Below are 18,058 nucleotides of genomic sequence, written 5' to 3' on the forward strand. Positions count from 1 at the left end.
TGCCGGAAATCCGTGCTGAACTCGCGGATGCGCCGGCGGGTGTCGCGCAAGCCGTCGCTCCCTTGCTGGATCATCTGGCCGCGCACGATCTGATCGCGCTGCAGGAAGGCTACGTCAATACCTTTGACCGTGGCCGCAACTACAGCCTGCACCTGTTCGAGCACGTGTACGGCGAAAGCCGCGACCGTGGCCCGGCGATGGTCAGCCTGATGCAGGAATACACCAACCGCGGCTTCTTCATCGCCGCCGACGAGCTGCCGGATTACCTGCCGCTGTTTCTCGAGTTTCTCGGTCAGACGGATGAAGCCACCGCCGAAGAGTTCCTCGGCGAATCCATCCACGTCATCGCGCGCATCGGCGAAAAGCTCGCCGAAGCCGCCTCGCCCTATGCCGGCGTGTTCACCGCGCTGAGGGGCCTGACCGATGTCGAGCCCTTGCCGCTGGCCGAACCGCCGGTGCGCGACATGGACGAGGTCATGGAGAAATTCGGTGGCGGCATCGATGGCATGGAGCCGCTGCTGCAACCGGGCCTGCAGTCCGGCATGCAGGGCGGTTCCTGCGGCTCGGCAGCAGCACAAACCATCCAGTTCCAACCGCGCGGCAATGCCGCTGCGCAGCAAGGAGTATCACGATGAGCTATCTCGACCAATTCCTGTTCGGGATTTACCCGTACATCGCACTGGCCATCTTCCTGCTTGGCAGTCTGGTGCGCTTCGAGCGCGAGCAGTACACGTGGAAATCCGAATCCACGCAAATGCTGCATCGCGGCCAGTTGCGCCTGGGTTCCAACCTGTTCCACATTGGCGTCATCGGTGTGTTCTTCGGCCATCTGGGCGGCTTGCTGACGCCCTTGTCGGTCTGGCATGCACTGGGCGTGACGCACGAAGCCAAGCAGCTGCTCGCCATGGTGGCTGGCGGCATTCTGGGCGGCCTGGGCGCACTTGGCCTGCTGATTCTGCTGTATCGTCGCTTCAGCAACCCGCGTCTGGCGGCCATCACACCGTTCCGTGACAAGGTACTGCTGCTGTGGCTGCTGGCCACGCTGGGCCTGGGGCTGGCGACGATTCCGGTATCGATGGGCCACCTTGACGGCCACATGATGACGCTGTTCATGGAATGGGCACAGCGCATCCTGACCTTCCGTGGTGATGCCGCCAGCTTTGTCGTCGGTGCGCCGCTGGTGTTCAAGCTGCACATCTTCTTCGGCCTCACTTTCTTCATCATCTTCCCGTTCACCCGCATGGTGCATGTGTGGAGCGGCTTCGGCAGCGTGGGCTACATCACGCGCGCCTGGCAGCTGGTGCGTCCGCGCTGAATGAGCATGACTGCCGGATGCCTGCGCATCCGGCGCTAACCGACGCCGCTGCGCCGGCGACAGGGATGCAGGGCAGTTTGCCGATTGCCGCATCCCTGGCCGGCGCACCGGCGTTTCTGCATTCAAGGTTTTATTGAGGAAGCAATATCATGGCCATTCTGGTAAACGACATCGAGATCACCGACGACATGATCGAAGCCGAGCTGCCGCACCATCAGCAAGCCGCCAAACCGCTGGATGCCGCCGTGCAAGAGCTGATCCTGCGCGAAATATTGCGGCAGGAAGCCGCCAGCCAGGGCTTTGCCGGCGAAAACGCCATTGCCGATCTGCTGGAAAGCGCGGTCAGCATTCCCGACGCTGACGAAGCGGCCTGCCGGCAGTGGTATGAGCAGCACCCGCAGGCCTTCGTGCAGGGCGAGCTGGTGGCGGCCAGCCATATCCTGTTTCAGGTGACTGATACCGTTCCTCTGGATTTGCTGCGCGCCAAGGCGGAGGAGGTATTGGCTGATACCCTATCCAATCCGGAGGCTTTCGGGCAATACGCCAGGCAGTACTCCAATTGCCCGTCCGGTGAAGTGGGCGGCAATCTCGGCCAGTTCGGCCGCGGCGAAATGGTGCCGGAATTCGAGAAGGTGGTGTTTGCGCTGGACGAAGGCGCCATCGCGCCGCGACTGGTGGAAACGCGCTTCGGCCTGCACATCGTGCGCTGCGAGCGCAAGGTGGAGGGTATCCGTGCGCCTTTTGAAGCCGTGCAGCAACGCATTGCCGACTATCTGGGCGAGGCCGCCACGCGGCAGGCGATGAACCATTATCTGCGCTTGCTCGCCGGCAAGGCCAGAATCGAAGGCTTCGAGCTGGCGGGGGCGGATTCACCGCTGTTGCAGTAAGCGCGGAGTGTTGGCGAGGTTTGCCACAAGCCCCTGTGCAGGCAGGTCGGGCGGGCGGCAGGTGTTACGCCGTCAGCCCGGCGCCGCGGATGCAATCCCGGCCCGCTTGTTTGGCCTGATACAGGCAGATGTCCGCCTCGTGCTGCAGCGCAGCCAGATCGTTGCTGACCGCAAAGGCGAGGCCAATGCTGGCGGTGACGATGCGCCCCGGCATGAGATCTTGCCAGGCATGTTCGGCAATGCTGCGATGTATCTTGCGCGCCAGTCCGTGCAGCTGCCGCTGATCTGCCGGCAGGATGACCAGGCAGAATTCTTCACCGCCGTAACGCGCCACGAATTCGTTGTCGCGGTGACAGGCATCACGCAGGATGCCGCCCAGCGCCCGGATGACGGCATCGCCTGCCGCATGGCCGAAGCGATCGTTGATGCTCTTGAAGTGGTCGATATCGATCATCAGTACGCCGCAGGGTTGGGCGGCATGCTGCTGGCAATGCCTGAACAATTCGTCCAGTGCACGGCGGTTGCGCACACCGGACAAGGCATCCATTTCAGCGGCAATCCTCAGCTCGCGCATTTCCAGAGCGTTCTGCTGCAGCGACGAATTCATGTGCTGATTGATGATGGCCAGTTGCAATGTTTCCAGCTTGGCCAGTGCCTGATTGACCGCGCGACGGCTGGTGTTGGTCTCGTAGACGCGACTGGCCTGCGCAGCCTGCCGCTCGATGCTGGCGTGCGCTTGCCGCAGATAGTGCAGGGCCTGCACCGGGTTGCCGCGTTCTTTGAGGTAGCGGTAGCCGGCGAGGCTGGCGCGTTCGATATGCTGTTCGCTGCTGATCTGTCCGGCCAGCGCGCAGGCTTGATCCAGTTCGGCATTGTCCCGGTTGCTGTACAGATGGCGCTGAAAATGAAGGCGCGGGCGGGAAGACACGTACAGTTTCTCGGTCAGGTCCGGCTGTATTTTCTGGAAATACAGGAATGTGCTGCGGGCTGAAAAGAGCGCATCCACCCGTGCCGCCACCAGTTTGCGATAATTGTTGTACTCGTTGCCGGTGTCTTCCCGGCGGATTTGGCCGGCCGCGATGGCAGGTTCGACATCCCGGTATCGGTATCCCCGCACGCCGCCGAGCACCTTGCCATGCAGGCTTTCCGGGCCATGCCACTCCAGCGGTGCGCTGCGGGGGCTGAGCAACAGATCCTCGTCATCCAGCAGGGGCTTGCTCCAGACAAATTGCATGCGATATGCCGGGGTATGCCAGTCCGGGCTATTCCACAATACGATGCCTTGCCAGCCCGGTTGCGCCAGCAGGTAATCGATGCGCTTTCGCGGCAGGATGTCCAGCTGGAACCGGTATTTCCCGCCCAGATGGCGATTGAGCAAGGCGGTGAAATCCGCACTCAGGCCGCTCTGCCCTGTCGTGACAAATGGCGGCGTTGAGTTCTGGTTGATGAGCATGACAACCTGACCGGCCCAGGCCGGGGCGGCAAGCAGAAACATCACCACGAATAGCAGCGCACGCATGTCAAGCTTCCGCTTCTGATTTTCCGGGGGGGGGGGGCTGGCGGAAAATGATGCACAAGTAAGCAGGTGTCTTGCTTGCTTTCAATCGCCGGGTCCAGTGCTGCAGCGCGACTTGCTGCATTTCCAGATTGGTCATCTGTCCTGCTCCTCACACTTTTTCTCAAATCTGCTTGCAGTATCTGCCAGCTTATCGGCATTGATAAGTTCAGAAAGCGGACGGACAGTGGACATGGGCGACGGTAGAATGGCAATGATGATCTTGCAATCCTCGACATGCATTGCACATACAGAACCGGAGGCTTATGGCAAAAGCAAATTTTCCAAGCATTAGCGTGCTTGGTCGTGATGCCGATGTTGATCCTGACGCCGCTGCAGCAAAACTTGCAGAAGTCGGCCAACGATTGTTCAACGGCGAAGCGCTGGAGTATGAGATTCAGGACTTTTTGGCAGAGGCCTTGAATGCAGCTATGCAAGCCCCTTTCAAGCAACGTGGCAGAGTCCTGCTCATTGCCCTGGGGCTGATGCCAAGGTCGGGGCGACAGCATTATTTTGGTCAAAAAGACAGGCTTGAACTGGGTGAGGAGGTGCAGCAACTGCACGATGCCGGAATACCAGTGGACGAGGCTGCTAGGAAAATTGCAGCAAAATACGGCACCTCTCAGGGCGTGGCTATCCGATGTCGAACGGAATATCTGTCCTGTCGCGATGGCAATGTGGCCCTGTCGACCCATTTCCTGCTTCCGGAAATGTCTGAGCTTGAGGCCTATGGTCGGCGAGATGTTGACCCAGAGGCGGCAGCAGAATTCTTGCGCAATGCCGCATACAGATTCCTGAAGCATGAACCGCAGGAGCTGGTCGTTCAGAAAGAGTTGGGGCGTGCACTCATGGGGCTGGCGGAAGGGCCCGCTGATACCCGAGGGAAACGGCTGCTGAAGGCGCTCTACTTGCTGCCAAGTAATCGCAGGCCTGCCTTGGGTGAGCATGACCGCATGGATATGGCCAACTCAGTGATGCGAATGCGCTTGAATGGGGCCAGTGAAGAAGAGGCAGTCCAAATCGTTGCTGCAAAGGCAGGCATCGGTATTGCCACAGTCAGAAACTACATGCGTGAGTATAACCAGCTGTGGGAGGCGTGGAAGGCTGATGAATAAGTGGCAGTTTTTCATGGACGATCATTGGTCCTGAGAATGCAGTTACACATGGAAAGCCCGCCCTCTCGCCTGGATTTATTACATTTATAAAAAGCCCCCCACCTTTGTGACATGACTTTGCCCAGCCGGCACTCCTAGAGTTGCGACGTTTCTTATCGCTACTCAAGGAGTGCCACATGTTGTCCAAGCCCCTTCTCCATACCACTACCCAGCTGCTGCGCCGTCGTGACGTTGAGCAATTGACGGGCCTGTCCCGTTCGACGATTTATCGCATGATGGCAGCCAATCAGTTCCCCTTGCCTGTGCAAGTCGGCGCAAAGGCTGTGGCCTGGCGTTCTGATGACATTGCCGCATTTATTGAATCCCGCGCACGCCGCATCGCTTAACGGGGTTCATCATGGCAGAAAAGCAAAATCCCGCCGGCCAGGGCGGGACTTCGATTGCACTTCAAAACCAACTTCACCCTAATTCTAGCTTGCTTCAAGGCCGCACGCCTAGCCAGGAGATTGCCGCCGCACTGGCGCACATCCCGGCGCATGACCGCGATACCTGGGTTTGCATGGCCATGGCCGTCAAATCCGAGCTGGGGGAAGCGGGCTTCGACTTGTGGAATGACTGGAGCCAAAGCGGTGACAGCTACGACCCCAAGGCTGCCCGTGTCGTCTGGAAGAGCATCAAGGCCGGCGGCAGGGTCACGATTGCCAGCCTGTTTCATGAAGCCTTCCAAGCTGGCTGGCAGCCCAGCAAGCCCTACATGCCACCGACGCCTGAGCAGCGCCAGCAGATCGAGGCTGAGCGGCATGCCGCTCAACAATTGGCTGAGCAGGAGGCGGAGCGCTTGCGCGCCGCCGCCAAGGCCAAAGCGGCAGTGCTGTGGACGAAGGCTGGCGCTGTCCGGGCGGACCATCCCTACTTGATTGCCAAGGGCATCAAGCCGTATGGGGCCAAGCAATTGGGCGGCATGCTGGTGTTGCCGCTGAAGGTAGGGGGCAAGCTGGTCAACTTGCAATTGATTGGCTTGGATGGCAGCAAGTGTTTCCTTGTCGGTGGGCAGGTCAAGGGGGCCGCACTGACGCTAGGCAGCCTGAAAGACGCCACTGAGGTTTTGCTGTGCGAGGGCTGGGCGACGGGTTGCTCCCTGCATGAGGCCACTGGCCAGCCGGTTATCGTGGCATGGAACGCTGGGAATCTGGTGCGCACGGCTGAGCGTCTGGCTGCTGATCTGCCGGAGATCGCGCTGCGGGTGTGTGGTGATGCGGATGCCAGTGACGTTGGCCAGCAAGCCGCCCGCAAAGCTGCAGAGGCGCACGGCATGGCCGTGTGGTGCGTGCCCCCGTTTACACTGGAGCAGCGCCAGCACTCGGTGGCGCAGGGCAAGGACTGGCCGTCTGACTTCAACGACCTGCATCAGCTGGCCGGTCTGGATGCGGTGCGGGCGGCGCTGGCACACACGACCGATGAACCGGCAAACGCCGTAAATCCCGCTGATAGCGCTGGTGGTGTAGAAAGCGCCGGGGACGCTGGGGATACTGGGGGCAGGGCGGATTTGTTGGCTTCAAGGCGCTCCCATTTTTTGGGAACGCTTGGGGACACAGGGGACAAATCGCGGAATACCCCGTTTTTCGTGTCCGAAGCCATGCCCGGTGTTCGTGACGGCGTGTATTACAGCGAGCCACCCAGGGAGGATGGGAAGGAGCCGCCCGCCCCACTGTGGCTTTGCTCGCCACTGCATGTGGTTGCCGAAACGCGCGATGCCGAACAGAGCAACTGGGGGCGCTTGCTGCACTGGGAGGACCGGGACGGCTACGTGCATACCTGGGCTTGCCCAATGGAAATGCTGGCTGCTGCCGACACGTCCGAGTTTCGCCGGGAGTTGGCGCGGCGCGGCCTGCTTATCAACGTCAATCCCAAGGCCCGGCAAAAACTGGCCGAATATGTGCAAACCCAGCGCCCCCTGCAGAAGGCCCGCCTGCGTTGCGTGGCGCAAATCGGCTGGCACGATGACCGGTATGTGCTGCCTGCTGCCGTGTATGGCAACCAGGTCGGCGAAGGCGTGATCTATCAGGGCGTGAGCCTAGGCGATTTTGACCAGTCCGGCACGCTGGCCGATTGGCAGCAGCAAGTTGCCGCGATGGCGGCAGGCAATAGCCGCACCGTGCTGGCGCTGTCCGCAGCTTTTGCGGGTGCGCTGGTAGGTTTTGCGCTGGCACCAGGAGGCGGGCTGCACTTTGCCGGCACGACCAGCAAGGGCAAAACGTCCTGCATTCTTGATCCTGCCACCAGCGTGTGGGGGCATCCCGAGCGTTTTGCCAAGAAATGGCGCGCCACGGTCAACGGCATGGAAGCGCTTTGCCATGCCCGCAATGATGGCGTGCTGATTCTGGATGAGCTGGCGCAAGTCAGCCCGGCCGAGGCAGGTAGTGTGGCCTACCTGATTGCCAATGGTAGCGGCAAGCAGCGCATGACCAAGGACACCGGCAGCCGGGATGCCAAGCTGTGGCAAGTGATGCTGCTCAGTGCGGGGGAGATTGATCTTGCCCAGCATATGGCCGAGGCAGGCAAGGAACCGAAAGGAGGACAAATGGCGCGCTTGCCAGCGATTCCTGCCGATGCGGGCGCTGGGCTTGGGGCGCTGGAAACACTGCATCATTTCCCGGACGGCGCGGCTTTTTCCAAGGGCATGAAGGCCGCGACCCGGCTGAGCTTCGGCACTGCCGGGACTGCTTTCCTTGGGCAGCTGGCTGAACCTGTCGAGCTGGCCGAGGTGAAGGCATCCATTCATGACGGCATTGCTGCGATTGCCGATACCTTCCGTGTACCGAATGACGCGGCGCTGGAGGTCGGGCGTGTGGCTGACCGCTTTGCCTTGATTGCCTATGCCGGCGAACTGGCTACCCGCTACGGCATTACCGGCTGGCAACCAGGCGAAGCGGTGCGCGCTGCGCAAAAGTGCTTTGCCGCATGGTTTGCCGAAGCCGGCGCGGAGCTGGGCGCGGATGACCGTGCCCTGTTCGCCCGTGTGGCTTCCTTCCTGCAATTGCACGGCAGCAGCCGCTTTCCACCCAGTGACGCCGACCCGGACGAATTGGCTCGCTACCCGAACCGGGCAGGCTTCCGTGATCTCCGGCCGGACGGGGCCTACGAATACTGGGTTTGTCTTGAGGTGTTCAAAAACGAGATTTGCAAGGGCATTAATCATAGCGCGGCAGCACAGCGGCTGATTGCTGCTGGCCTGATGCGCAGTGGCGAGGTCGTCAACGGGAAGCCGCGAATGACCATCAAGCCGCGCATCTCCGCGCTGAGGCAATCCTTGCGCGTGTATGCCCTGAAGGCGGAAGCACTGGAGGGCTTGCAATGACTGTGCCGGATTGGCTTTCTATGGCCTTGTTTACGGGCGATGCTGGTCATGCCCCCAGCGCCCCCGCTTGTCCCCAGAGCATGGCGCCGCCGCAAACCCAGCAAAATCAAGGCGTCCCCATTGTCCCCAGTGTCCCCGCGCCATTGGGTGAGCCTGATGCAATGCCCGAGGCGTTGCGGGAGCAAATGCCCGCTGCTCTGGAGGCAGACCTTGAGCGCTGGGCAATTCAAGACCAGGATGGGGCGTGCTGGCTGTGGTTGGTCCTCCATGCTGATGGCAACGTCACTCAGGCCGGCTACGCACCCCCCGTCGATTGCGCCCGCGTAGCGATGGACTACCCTGGCGCTACGCTGATTCCGCTACCCGGGCGTGGCGAGTATCTGCTGCCGGATGAATTGGCAATGGAGGTAAAGCGTCATACCTGAGGCAGGTATTAAATCCGTAGATGCTTTGGAGGCTCATGAATTGCCGGGCATGCATCTTGTGGATGCCCGGCGATTGCCTTGCTGCGCGAGCAGTTGGTCATCTTGGATCAGTGATTCTTTGACAGTTGTTCCGCCAAAGCTGACATTCAAGTCTTGGCTTCTGTTGATTTTTTGTTCGCGTTTCCGTTTGTGTTGGTTTTGGCCTGAAACCAGGCACTAAGCCCGATGTAGGCATTCCATGTTAGGGCTTTGAACGCCGCGTTAGGCCAGAAACAGCTAAACCAGGAGGGCTGTGCGCATTTTGCGCCGACTCTATGCTGTTGCTCCGCTAACATAGGCCGTTATGATGTGCTTGCAACGGCCTGATTCGGCGAAGCAATCGCACCAGCGGGGGCACAAAAAATCAACAGAGCCTAGGTTCATGATGGTTGCCAACTCCATGCAGCCTTTGGTCTCTGGGAAAAGGGGTTGAATAGGGCCAAAAATGGGGGGAGCGACTCCTCCTTCTCACGGCATGTCACTAAGCAATACGGCTTTACCTTGCTCTTCCGATGCAGATGAATGTCCTGCACCACTTATGATTGCAAAGACCTCATCTAGGAATTTCCCTTCTTGTGGGCATGTCCCCGACCGCAAGTAGCCTGGGATCAGCTCTAGAAACTCCCATTTTGAAGTGGGTCTAAATTCAACCAAAGCCTCAATCATTGCGGGTCGAAGTAGGCGTTCACCAGGGGCTGTGGAAGGGTGGGTTTTACGAATTACAATTCGATCAAATTCCTCTAGCTGGGTTTTAAGTGATCCATGCCCATAATCCCCTGCGCAGCCAAACTGCTCATCAACCTCTTTTACTACCTCAAGAATAGACGCAACTTCTTCCTCTTCAGGGTGAATGCTAAGTTGTTCCTGCGAAGTTGATTGTTTTAGGGATTCGAGTTCTCGGAGAATTGGCTCAAGCTGTACTTTCGCATTGCGGAACCAGTCTACCGACCAGATCCGCCGAATCCTCCAACCGAGCTGTTCCAGAATACTCTGTCGCAGACGATCCCTATCTCGGGCCGATTTAGCCGAGTGATAGCTTGCGCCATCACACTCAATGCCCATCAAGAATCGACCTGGCTGATTCGGGTCCCTTACCGCTAGGTCAATGAAGAAGCCAGCCGCTCCAACTTGCGGCTCGCACTCATACCCGTGCAACGCCAACATATTCATTACGGCAATTTCAAAATCGCTGTCTGGCTGGCGACCTGTTTCCTTGCTGGTGGGTAGGGTTCCGGTTTCCGCGTAAGCTAGAAAGTCGCGTAATGCTACAACTCCTCGATTCGATGTACCTGTGCACACTACATCGGCAGAACCGAAAGACGTGAACACATGCATCCGCTTTTTACTGCGGGTAAACAGCACGTTCAGACGCCGCCAGCCCCCGTCGCTGTTCACTGGCCCAAATCGCTGCGGTACTTTGCCGCCGGCTACTACTGGGCCATAGGTGAAGGAAATGAAAATGACATCGCGTTCATCACCCTGAACATTTTCGAGGTTCTTGATGAAGAGTGGCTCATCCTTCCCCCGGCAAGCCTCGAGTGCATTACGCAGTGCCGGGTTGTCCTTCGAGCGTTCATCAAGCATTCGCTCAATTTGCTCGGTTTGCTTGACATTCATCGCCACTACACCAAGCGACTCATGCGGCAACGTCAGCAAGTGATGCTCAATCGCCCTGGCGATGATTTCAGCCTCTTCGATATTTCGCTGCTCGAAAAAACAACCACGAGGCACTTTTACGAGCTTGATTCCGAACTCGTTAGATTCGTTATGAGGGGATGGGTATACAACCAAGTCGCCGTCATAAAAGGCAGTATTCGAAAACGAAATGAGGCTTTCGTGTCGCGAACGATAGTGCCAGCGCAGCCGACGGAATTTAAATAGGGGCATGGCTGCATCGAGAATGCTCTCAGCTACTTCAGCTACTGAGGTTTCGTCGCTGACCATCTCATCATCACCGCCTTGGCGACTAAAGAAGCTGGTCGGCGGGAGTTGCTTGGGATCACCCACTACAACGACTTGGCGGCCGCGTGCAAAGCTTCCAAGCGCCTCCTCTGAGCGGACTTGAGACGCCTCATCCATGATCACGATGTCAAAGTTGATTCGGCCTGCTGGCAAGTACTGCGCGACCGCCATTGGGCTCATCATGAAACAGGGTTTAAGCGCCTGCAGAGCAGCACCACTACGCAACATCAATGTCCGCAAAGGTTCATGGCGGCGCTGCTTACTGACTTCATGCTCTAAAAGTGCAAGCTCGGTCCTCTCCTTCACCCGACCTGAATTCACTCCAAGGGGAACCGGCCGCTGATCCAGTTGCCATGCAAACCGCTCGCGCTGAAGACGTTTGAGTTCATGGTCAATTTCGGCAAACCGGCTGCGTATTGCCTCTTGTTCCTTGCCCGAGAATTGCGCCAACAGTGGGCGTTGAGAGAGCAGGTCTTTGGCCCAAAGGTCTAGCAGGCCGCCCAGGCTCGCTGCAACACAATACTCGGCGCCCAGGTCCCCTTCTTCCATGGCCTGAATGACTGCCTGAAAGCCCAGTTTTTCAAGGCGGCTGCGTAAACGACGATACTCTAGCCAATGCTCCAGCAGATCCTCTCGTTCTAATGCGGCATTGATCCTGGCGGCTATCGTTTCTGGCGTAAGTTGTCCTGCCGAAGACCACCAGAACGCCTCGTTGAGCACTATCTCAGCTTGGAACTGTTGCCAGGCTGCTTGCCACGCCTCTATGGCCGCCACCATTGATGTGGCGGCTTTCTGCCAGCAGGTGAGCAGGGCGTTTGCTTCTGCCGAACTCAGGCCTAGGGCGCGTTCCAGCCATGGCTCGGGATCTGGCAGCTCAAGCAGGGGTGTCAAGAACTCCACCGTATGCCGCCATGACGTTAGCACACTGCGACTCGTTGCATCCCGTGCATCGGGCAGGGCCAAAATGCCCAGTCGCTGCCGCAGAGATTCATCGCGGATCAACCGGTTATAACTTTCTTGGGCAACGCGAATGTCGCGGGACAGCTGAGCCACGTCACTTACCGAAGGATTCTCCACTCTGAGTGATTGGCTAAATACCTTTAGTGCTGGTGTCAATGACTTGATGATTTCAGTGAAAACGCCATCCGGAGCCAGAAGATCATAGCCCCTAATGTTCCGGGCGTTAAACGGAAGGGTTTTCTCTGTGGCTCGAGCCACCTCTCGTACTTGATTCAGAAGTACATCAACTGCACTCAGCTCATTACCAAGAAAAGTGAGCACATCATTTGGCGCATTGGCAATCCAATCCGCCACCCAGGCATTTGCAGAAAACCCCGTACCACAGCACTCCCGAATAGTCCGATACCAACGACGCAGTGCCTGCAGACTCTCTAGGTCGGTATCCAGTCCCTGAAAATGTTGGCCAAGTGCGCGTTTATATTGCGCGCCGTCCACCACCACATTGTGATGTTGACGCTGGAATTCCTCCGCTCTGTACAAGGCGGTTAACGCCTCCGCAAACTTCACCCCAGGACGCGCTAGGCCGAGTAGTGATTTACGAGCGGCTCGCCATTGTCCGTTCAGCCAGCGAAATATCGACTGGTTGTCGAGAACTCGGCCCAAATCCTCCAGCTCATCAGCTGACGGCAAGCGATCAGTGTACAGATGCTTTGCCGTCTCCATCTTCGCCAAGCGAATTTTGGTCAGGTCCTTTTCAAGCGCAGGTAAGAGGCTATCCAGCAATTCACTCGCGAACAAGGCATTACGCATGTTCATCAGCGCAGTCGGTAGTGCGCGGGCCATCTCAATCATCAACACAAGGGTAGCCAGCCCCTCCTCGGATGTATTCAGAACATCCGCCCGCTCCGTCGGCAAATACTTGCGAATCCGGGAAATTCGGAGCTGCAAAGCAGGGGAATCTGCCAAGAGATCGTTCATAACCCGTAATAGATTGGCCATCTCGACAAGCTTCAGATCGGCTTGCTCGGTGTGTTTCCGAACCGTAACCAGCGCCTGTTCCAGTTCATCCAATCGAGAAGCATCGCTGATGAAGTCAGGGTGAACCTGAGCACGTAACCTTTCCTGCTCATTCAAATTCGCCTCAACCCGATTAAGCCAGTTCACCAGCAGTTCGCAGCCCCCCATATCCAGCTTGCGCAGGTGCGCCCAGTCTTCATCACCGTGCGACTGCTGCAAGCTTTCTAGCCCTTTGCACAGGGTCGTGATGTCATCCAACGACCATGAAGCCAGATTGGGAATCGGCGTGCTGCTGGCAAACCCCTTAGCTGCATTCGCAACGTCGGCGATTGCTTGTCGCGCGGCTTTAAGCCGAAGAATAAGGCTGGACCTTTGTTGCCCGTCCAACCGTTCATTCAACAGGCCGAACCACGGATGCGATGAAATCGGGTGCGCCCCGCCATCAAAGGCAGCGGCGGAATTGAAGAAGCGACTGAAGAAGCGAGCTTCCTGTTCTACTTGTGACTCGGACACCCCCTCAATATTCATGGGATGAAATTGCTCCACAGATACTGGCAATGTATCGCGGTATCGGCGTGCACGATTCAGTACCTGATGGTGATTCAGTCCTGTATCGCGGTATGGCTCATGGAGTTGCGCTACATAATCGTTTAGTTTGGTCCGATGCTGATGAAGTTGAGCAATTTGTGCATCAAGCACCGCGGGAGCTTTATATGTTCCCCGCTTGTTAATACGCTCGCGGATGCTGTTGATGATCGCCAGCTTTTGGCTCTTGTGGCTGTGCATCTCCAAGCAAAAGTTGCCGAGTCCGGCGCGGGAGAGTCTCCCCGCGACGACTGAAAGCGCAGCATTCTTCTCGGCAACAAACAGAATGGTTTTACCGGCAGCAATCGCAGCGGCAATGATATTGGTGATGGTTTGTGACTTGCCCGTACCGGGAGGTCCTTCAATCACCAGACTTTGGCCGTCTAAAACATCAATGATGGCACTGTGTTGCGAGCTGTCGGCATCATCAATCAATGGGTAGCTATTCTCGACATTGTCGAGCTGGTCGATTTGGTATTCACCCGCATAGCCAGCACTAAAAGCTGAAGTCGCCGAACCACTGTCGGCAATACCTCTCGTGCCAGTAAGCTGCTGTACTAACACATGGTCTACCAACGAAACGCCTGACCACCTGTTGGGGTCAAGATCCAAGTACATCATCAACTTACTAAATTCAAACAGCCCCAACGAAGCAAAGCGCCTGAGCTTCCACCCGTCTTTTACTTTGAGTACCGTTTGCTGGACTTCCTTGAAATAAGCATCAGGCTGGGTATCGGGGCGTATTACCGGCAGCGCGATACCAAAATCGATACGCAGCTTTTCCTTCAATGACAGATTGGTCAGAATTTCTTCGCCGGTGTAGCTTATCCGATAGTCATAGGTCGAGGTTTCGGCATTAAGCTCATCCTTCTCTAGTCGCACTGGTAGCAGCACCAACGGTGCTAGCCGTGTGCTGTTCTTACCAGCAACAGACTCATCCCACTCTAGGAATCCCAGCGCAAGGTAAAGTACATTTGCCCCACTTTCCTCAAGCGCAAGACGTGACTCGCCGTAAAGCAGCTTGAGCCGCGACTCAAGCTCTGGGGCGAAATACAGAGTCTGGATCGACATATCGTCGTGCATGCCCGGCTTGAAGTCTCCCGCTTCGGGCAAGTCAAAGCTGGTGTTGAACGCTAGGTAACGGGCCCACTCTTCCGCGCTGGGCAGCCGCTTGGCTTGGGATTCTCCCTCTGGTGCATCTTTCAGGTATCCCGCGTCGATCAACTCCGCTTTGGTAGGCTCCGGCACGGCAGCAAAGCGCATCGACTTATCATTGAGCAGAGCAGAGAAAAGCTGATCGGGCTGTTCATCGACGACCCGGACATACCGTTTGCCTCGGCCGTGCGAGAAATTCAGCAGCCGGTTGCGTGCACCTAAGTCCAGTAAGCGATTACGCAGTTTTTCCAAATTTGGCGGGACTGCAATCTTGTTGCTTTGTTCTGCATCGTCGTCAGCAGACTCGGCATCATTCACCTCGTCAGCTTCGGCCTCAGTCTGCGCTATTGAAGGCTGACCAACATCGACCCGCATTACAGAACCTCCACGCCCCCGACCGGTAGCAAGCACGCCACTGGCAATCATCTCATCGCGGATCTGCCAGTAATCGAACTCTTCACACGGCACAGTAAACACATCGGCTTGCTTTTTCAGTGCGGCATAGAGCGTTTTATTGCCAATCGAACTACCGTCCTTGGGAACGAGCTCTAGCAGCCAGCCTTTGAGCTTTGAGGATGTATGCAGCGTGTCGGCCATCTAAGGTCTCTCTACAGAGTTATTCGTCTTGTTGTTTTTACTACTTACCATTTGATCCGATATGCGACTTTTAGGATTGCACTAGCTACATGGTATCGGACAAGGGGAATCAGGGAGTAAGGTCAGGGTTGGCGGAAAGTATCGAACAAGAGATGAGGTTCGAGCTCATCTGTGATTTAGCCGCATTTTTTCGAATAACGGTTCAGCATCATCATAAAACGCTTTAAATTTTATCAGAGTCGGGACTGTCCCGGAAACGTAGGCTATTCTCGACCTCTACTGGAGTATCACGGGTAGGATAGACAATCCTCAGCCTCATCCTGTAGCCAGTTCAAAGGCCTCGGGATGAGGCCACCCAGACGGCAGGCGCATCCCAAGCAGTTTCACTCATAGATGCTGAGTGCTTAATAAGCGGACACGTGTGGCCGAGCTTATCTGCGAGCGCTCCTGTCGAACAGCAGTCAGACAAGCGAGTGTCTGTCGCCGCTGATCAGTTGCCTCTCAGATTGCGGTCAAAACTGATGCAACGTGATGCCAGACACCAGAGTACCAAGAGCACTTCGTGCTCGGCTGACAAGTAGGAAGTCAGGTCGGCTGCACTTCCTGTCTGAGGCCATCCCGGCGATGGTTGTCAGTGCCAGCACGCCAAGCCCCCCGTACTCGCCTCGGGCTGGTTGCTGCAAGCTCATTTAGGCGGCGCGGTGCAGGGGCAGCACGGTGGCCTTGTCCGGATTGAAGTCACATGGCTCGATATGATGGCCGGCGGCCTGCAGGGCGTCCAGCCAGTCCGCCCACCACTGCAGCATCGTCTGGCGCTCTTTCAGGTATTGCGCGTTGCGGTTGTAGATGGCGCGCACCGCTTGCCCGCTGCGGCCTTTGCCTTCGTAGCCGATGTGGCGCTCAACGGCGTTGTGAAGCGTCCTGATTCATTCAGCGCGGAAACCATCATGGTGCGAAAGCCGTGCAGGCAGACCTCCTGCTTGGTGTCGTAGCCAACACGCCGCAGCAGCTGGTTGACGGTGTTTTCGCTGATGGGGGTGCCGGGTTTCTGGCCGGCAAACACAAAGCTCGCTGTGCCGTTGATTTCGTGCATGCCTGCAGCAATCAGGCTCTGCGCAGCGTCACCACGTTGCTGGCTGCAGAGTCAGATAGCAGAGCAAGGCGCATGCCCAGCATTTCGAAGGCAGCCTGCTGCTCGCCTTCGAGCCGCGCCCGGTTGTAGGTGCGCGCCACCTTATTTGGCTCGATGTGATTTAGGCACCGCTCTACCACGTGTGGCGCTATACCCAGCTCAGCCATTGTGGTTGCGGCTGTTCGGCGCAGGTCGTGCGGCGTCCACTTTCCTCCCGGCAGGACCAGATCGGCCGTTGATTTGCTACGTCCGCGCATTGGCTTGTCGGTCTGCCGATCCCCGATTTGCTTGGTGAGGGTCTTGACGCAAACATGCGTCGAACCATCACGATTCGGATATAGCCAGCGCGGATGATCGACAATTGCCAATAACTCTGTCAGTGCTTCCAATGCAAAATCCGACAGCCAAATCGTGTGAGATTCTCCATTTTTACTGTTTTCAGCAGGTATATGCCATTGTCGTGCGGTTGTGTCGAAATGACTGAGTTCAGCTCGCAGTAACTCTCCGACACGAGCTGCGGTAGCCAGCAAAAAGCGAATTGCTGCCTTGCCTTTCCCGCTCATGTTCGAGGCGGGCAGGGCTGCTTGAAGCAAATAGCGCAGTTCATCTTCCGTCAGGGTGCGGTCACGTTCAGTTTCTTTGCCGCCGAATGAGGCTTTTTTCAGGTGGCTAGTGGGGTCGTGTTCCAGCATGCCTCCGCCAATGGCGTAACCGAAGCATTGGCGCAGATCTGATAGGGTGCGATTTGCCATGCGTGGGCTGCCGCGTTCCACAATCGCATGTAAGAGGGCAGCTATCATCTGCCGGGTGACTTCATCGGCGTATACCGCTCCAATTGCTGGTAACACATCACGGGTGAACGCCCGGCGGATTTCCGTGCCGCCATCCTTGCGCTGGCTGAGCTGTGCCTTGTCCCACCGTGTAAACAAATCGGTAAAAGTCAGTCGTGCTGCTAGTTGGGCAGCCTTCGCTTCTTCGGCTAAACGGGCAGCTTCCGTAGCCTTCAGATCGCGCTGGCGTTGCTCAAGGGGGTCAATGCCTTTGGCTACTAGATCACGTAGCTGGTTACGCTCTGCCCGGATTTCGGCCAATGACGTTGTCGGCCACGAACCACAGCCCGCATTACGCAGTTTTCCGCTCGATTCTGGTGAGCGGTAACGCCAAGTAAAAGCAACTGTCACTGTTCCCAGGCGGTTCACCCGAACCGTGCCGTTCAGATTTCCACCGTCGGAAACAGTTTCGCCTGCCGCAGCTGGCTTGATCGCCTTCAGCGTTTTCTCGGTCAGAATATTTTCTGCGGCCATCCCACCCCCAAAAAATGAACGTATACGCCAACGTATACAGAATTGTAGGCTTTGGTTGCACCTCTTGGGAATGCATGGGAGTTGTTTGTGTTGTAACTTTATGATTTGTATGCGCTAATTGCGTATTCGTGAGATGCGCTGGGAAACGGTGAGAATGATTTTCCCCTTTATGGGGTGCAAGGGGTAGCGAGTTCGAATCCCGCCATTCCGACCAATAAAAACAAGGGCTTGCGACTTCACGGTCGTAGGCCCTTGTTGCTTTTCTAAAGCGAAAAGCACTTTTGCATTCACAATTGCATTCACACACCAGCGTTGCTGGCGCCAGTATGCGTCGATACGCCAAGCTCAGCCCTGATTCGTTCTGGTGTGGGGTGAATCACCACCCCAGCCTCTCGGCTATGGCCTGCAAACAAGGGCTTACGACTTTACGGTCGTAGGCCCTTGTTGCATTTCAGGCCGGGTTGCTTCGAGTGCCAACTGCCACCCCTGCAGGTGGTCCACTCCAGCAGGTGGTTATTTGTCCGCCAGGCTTGAAGATGCGGCGTATCCCGACCGCACAAGCTGCGGTACTGCGTGCGTGTGTCAGCGCTATCGTGGCCGCATTTTCTGCATCAAGTCACCTTTGGTGGCTGACCGTGCCGCGGACGAGCTG

The 18,058-nt window shown here is 57.3% G+C and carries 12 protein-coding genes; 7 read left to right on the top strand and 5 right to left on the bottom strand.

Going from position 1 to position 18,058, the window contains the following annotated elements; translation table 11 throughout:
- From narJ to C515_RS0113920, 3 genes are all read left to right on the top strand, one after another.
- Positions 1-635: nitrate reductase molybdenum cofactor assembly chaperone (narJ, locus tag C515_RS21150; RefSeq protein WP_051304957.1), on the top strand; the 635-nt coding region annotated here is incomplete at its 5' end.
- Positions 632-1,315, top strand: coding sequence for a respiratory nitrate reductase subunit gamma (gene narI, locus C515_RS0113915; RefSeq protein WP_028456029.1), 684 nt, complete (start codon positions 632-634; stop codon positions 1,313-1,315). The genes narJ and narI, both read left to right, overlap by 4 nt.
- A gap of 149 nt (positions 1,316-1,464) precedes the next feature.
- Positions 1,465-2,202 carry a peptidylprolyl isomerase gene (locus C515_RS0113920; protein ID WP_028456030.1) on the top strand — a complete coding sequence of 246 codons (738 nt, stop codon included), beginning with the start codon at positions 1,465-1,467 and terminating at the stop codon, positions 2,200-2,202.
- Positions 2,203-2,266: 64 nt separating this feature from the next.
- Here C515_RS0113920 and C515_RS22680 read toward each other — a convergent pair whose 3' ends face one another.
- Positions 2,267-3,721: a diguanylate cyclase gene (locus tag C515_RS22680; RefSeq protein WP_051304958.1), complete on the bottom strand. Its 1,455-nt coding sequence runs from the start codon at positions 3,719-3,721 to the stop codon at positions 2,267-2,269.
- 1 nt (position 3,722) lies between these two features.
- Positions 3,723-3,857: a hypothetical protein gene (locus C515_RS24810; protein ID WP_281170870.1), complete on the bottom strand. Its 135-nt coding sequence runs from the start codon at positions 3,855-3,857 to the stop codon at positions 3,723-3,725.
- 166 nt (positions 3,858-4,023) lie between these two features.
- On the opposite strand from C515_RS24810, the gene C515_RS0113930 reads away from it, so the two are divergent.
- The 4 genes from C515_RS0113930 (at position 4,024) to C515_RS0113945 (ending at position 8,655) form a co-directional block, all read left to right on the top strand.
- Entirely contained in the window at positions 4,024-4,872 is an 849-nt protein-coding gene (locus C515_RS0113930) for a hypothetical protein (RefSeq protein ID WP_043649670.1), read from the top strand.
- A gap of 176 nt (positions 4,873-5,048) precedes the next feature.
- Positions 5,049-5,258, top strand: coding sequence for a helix-turn-helix transcriptional regulator (locus C515_RS0113935; RefSeq protein WP_043649674.1), 210 nt, complete (start codon positions 5,049-5,051; stop codon positions 5,256-5,258).
- An 89-nt stretch (positions 5,259-5,347) separates the two neighbouring features.
- Positions 5,348-8,230, top strand: coding sequence for a DUF927 domain-containing protein (locus C515_RS22685; protein WP_051304959.1), 2,883 nt, complete (start codon positions 5,348-5,350; stop codon positions 8,228-8,230).
- A complete protein-coding gene (locus C515_RS0113945) occupies positions 8,227-8,655 on the top strand; it encodes a hypothetical protein (RefSeq protein ID WP_028456033.1) in 429 nt (142 codons plus the stop codon). The genes C515_RS22685 and C515_RS0113945 overlap by 4 nt, the downstream gene beginning before the upstream one ends.
- A gap of 507 nt (positions 8,656-9,162) precedes the next feature.
- On the opposite strand, the gene hhe is transcribed toward C515_RS0113945, so the two are convergent.
- The 3 genes from hhe to C515_RS0113965 form a co-directional block, all read right to left on the bottom strand.
- Entirely contained in the window at positions 9,163-14,970 is a 5,808-nt protein-coding gene (gene hhe / locus C515_RS21165) for a DUF4011 domain-containing anti-phage protein Hhe (protein ID WP_211234061.1), read from the bottom strand.
- A 689-nt stretch (positions 14,971-15,659) separates the two neighbouring features.
- Positions 15,660-15,827, bottom strand: coding sequence for an integrase (locus C515_RS23650; protein ID WP_144290476.1), 168 nt, complete (start codon positions 15,825-15,827; stop codon positions 15,660-15,662).
- Positions 15,828-16,074: 247 nt separating this feature from the next.
- On the bottom strand, positions 16,075-17,406 hold the full coding sequence (locus C515_RS0113965) for a tyrosine-type recombinase/integrase (RefSeq protein WP_028456035.1): 1,332 nt from the start codon (positions 17,404-17,406) through the stop codon (positions 16,075-16,077).
- Between the last annotated feature and the right edge of the window lie 652 nt (positions 17,407-18,058).

It is taken from the genome of Chitinilyticum litopenaei DSM 21440 (genome assembly GCF_000428145.1).
In the GTDB taxonomy this organism is placed as follows: Bacteria; Pseudomonadota; Gammaproteobacteria; order Burkholderiales; family Chitinibacteraceae; genus Chitinilyticum; species Chitinilyticum litopenaei.

Coding starts and splice junctions, on each gene's coding strand:
- C515_RS0113965 (WP_028456035.1), bottom strand. CDS start 17,406: ATGGCCGCAGAAAATATTCTGACCGAGAAAACGCTGAAGGCGATCAAG.
- narI (WP_028456029.1), top strand. CDS start 632: ATGAGCTATCTCGACCAATTCCTGTTCGGGATTTACCCGTACATCGCA.
- C515_RS24810 (WP_281170870.1), bottom strand. CDS start 3,857: ATGACCAATCTGGAAATGCAGCAAGTCGCGCTGCAGCACTGGACCCGG.
- hhe (WP_211234061.1), bottom strand. CDS start 14,970: ATGGCCGACACGCTGCATACATCCTCAAAGCTCAAAGGCTGGCTGCTA.
- C515_RS0113930 (WP_043649670.1), top strand. CDS start 4,024: ATGGCAAAAGCAAATTTTCCAAGCATTAGCGTGCTTGGTCGTGATGCC.
- C515_RS0113920 (WP_028456030.1), top strand. CDS start 1,465: ATGGCCATTCTGGTAAACGACATCGAGATCACCGACGACATGATCGAA.
- C515_RS0113935 (WP_043649674.1), top strand. CDS start 5,049: ATGTTGTCCAAGCCCCTTCTCCATACCACTACCCAGCTGCTGCGCCGT.
- C515_RS0113945 (WP_028456033.1), top strand. CDS start 8,227: ATGACTGTGCCGGATTGGCTTTCTATGGCCTTGTTTACGGGCGATGCT.
- C515_RS22680 (WP_051304958.1), bottom strand. CDS start 3,721: ATGCGTGCGCTGCTATTCGTGGTGATGTTTCTGCTTGCCGCCCCGGCC.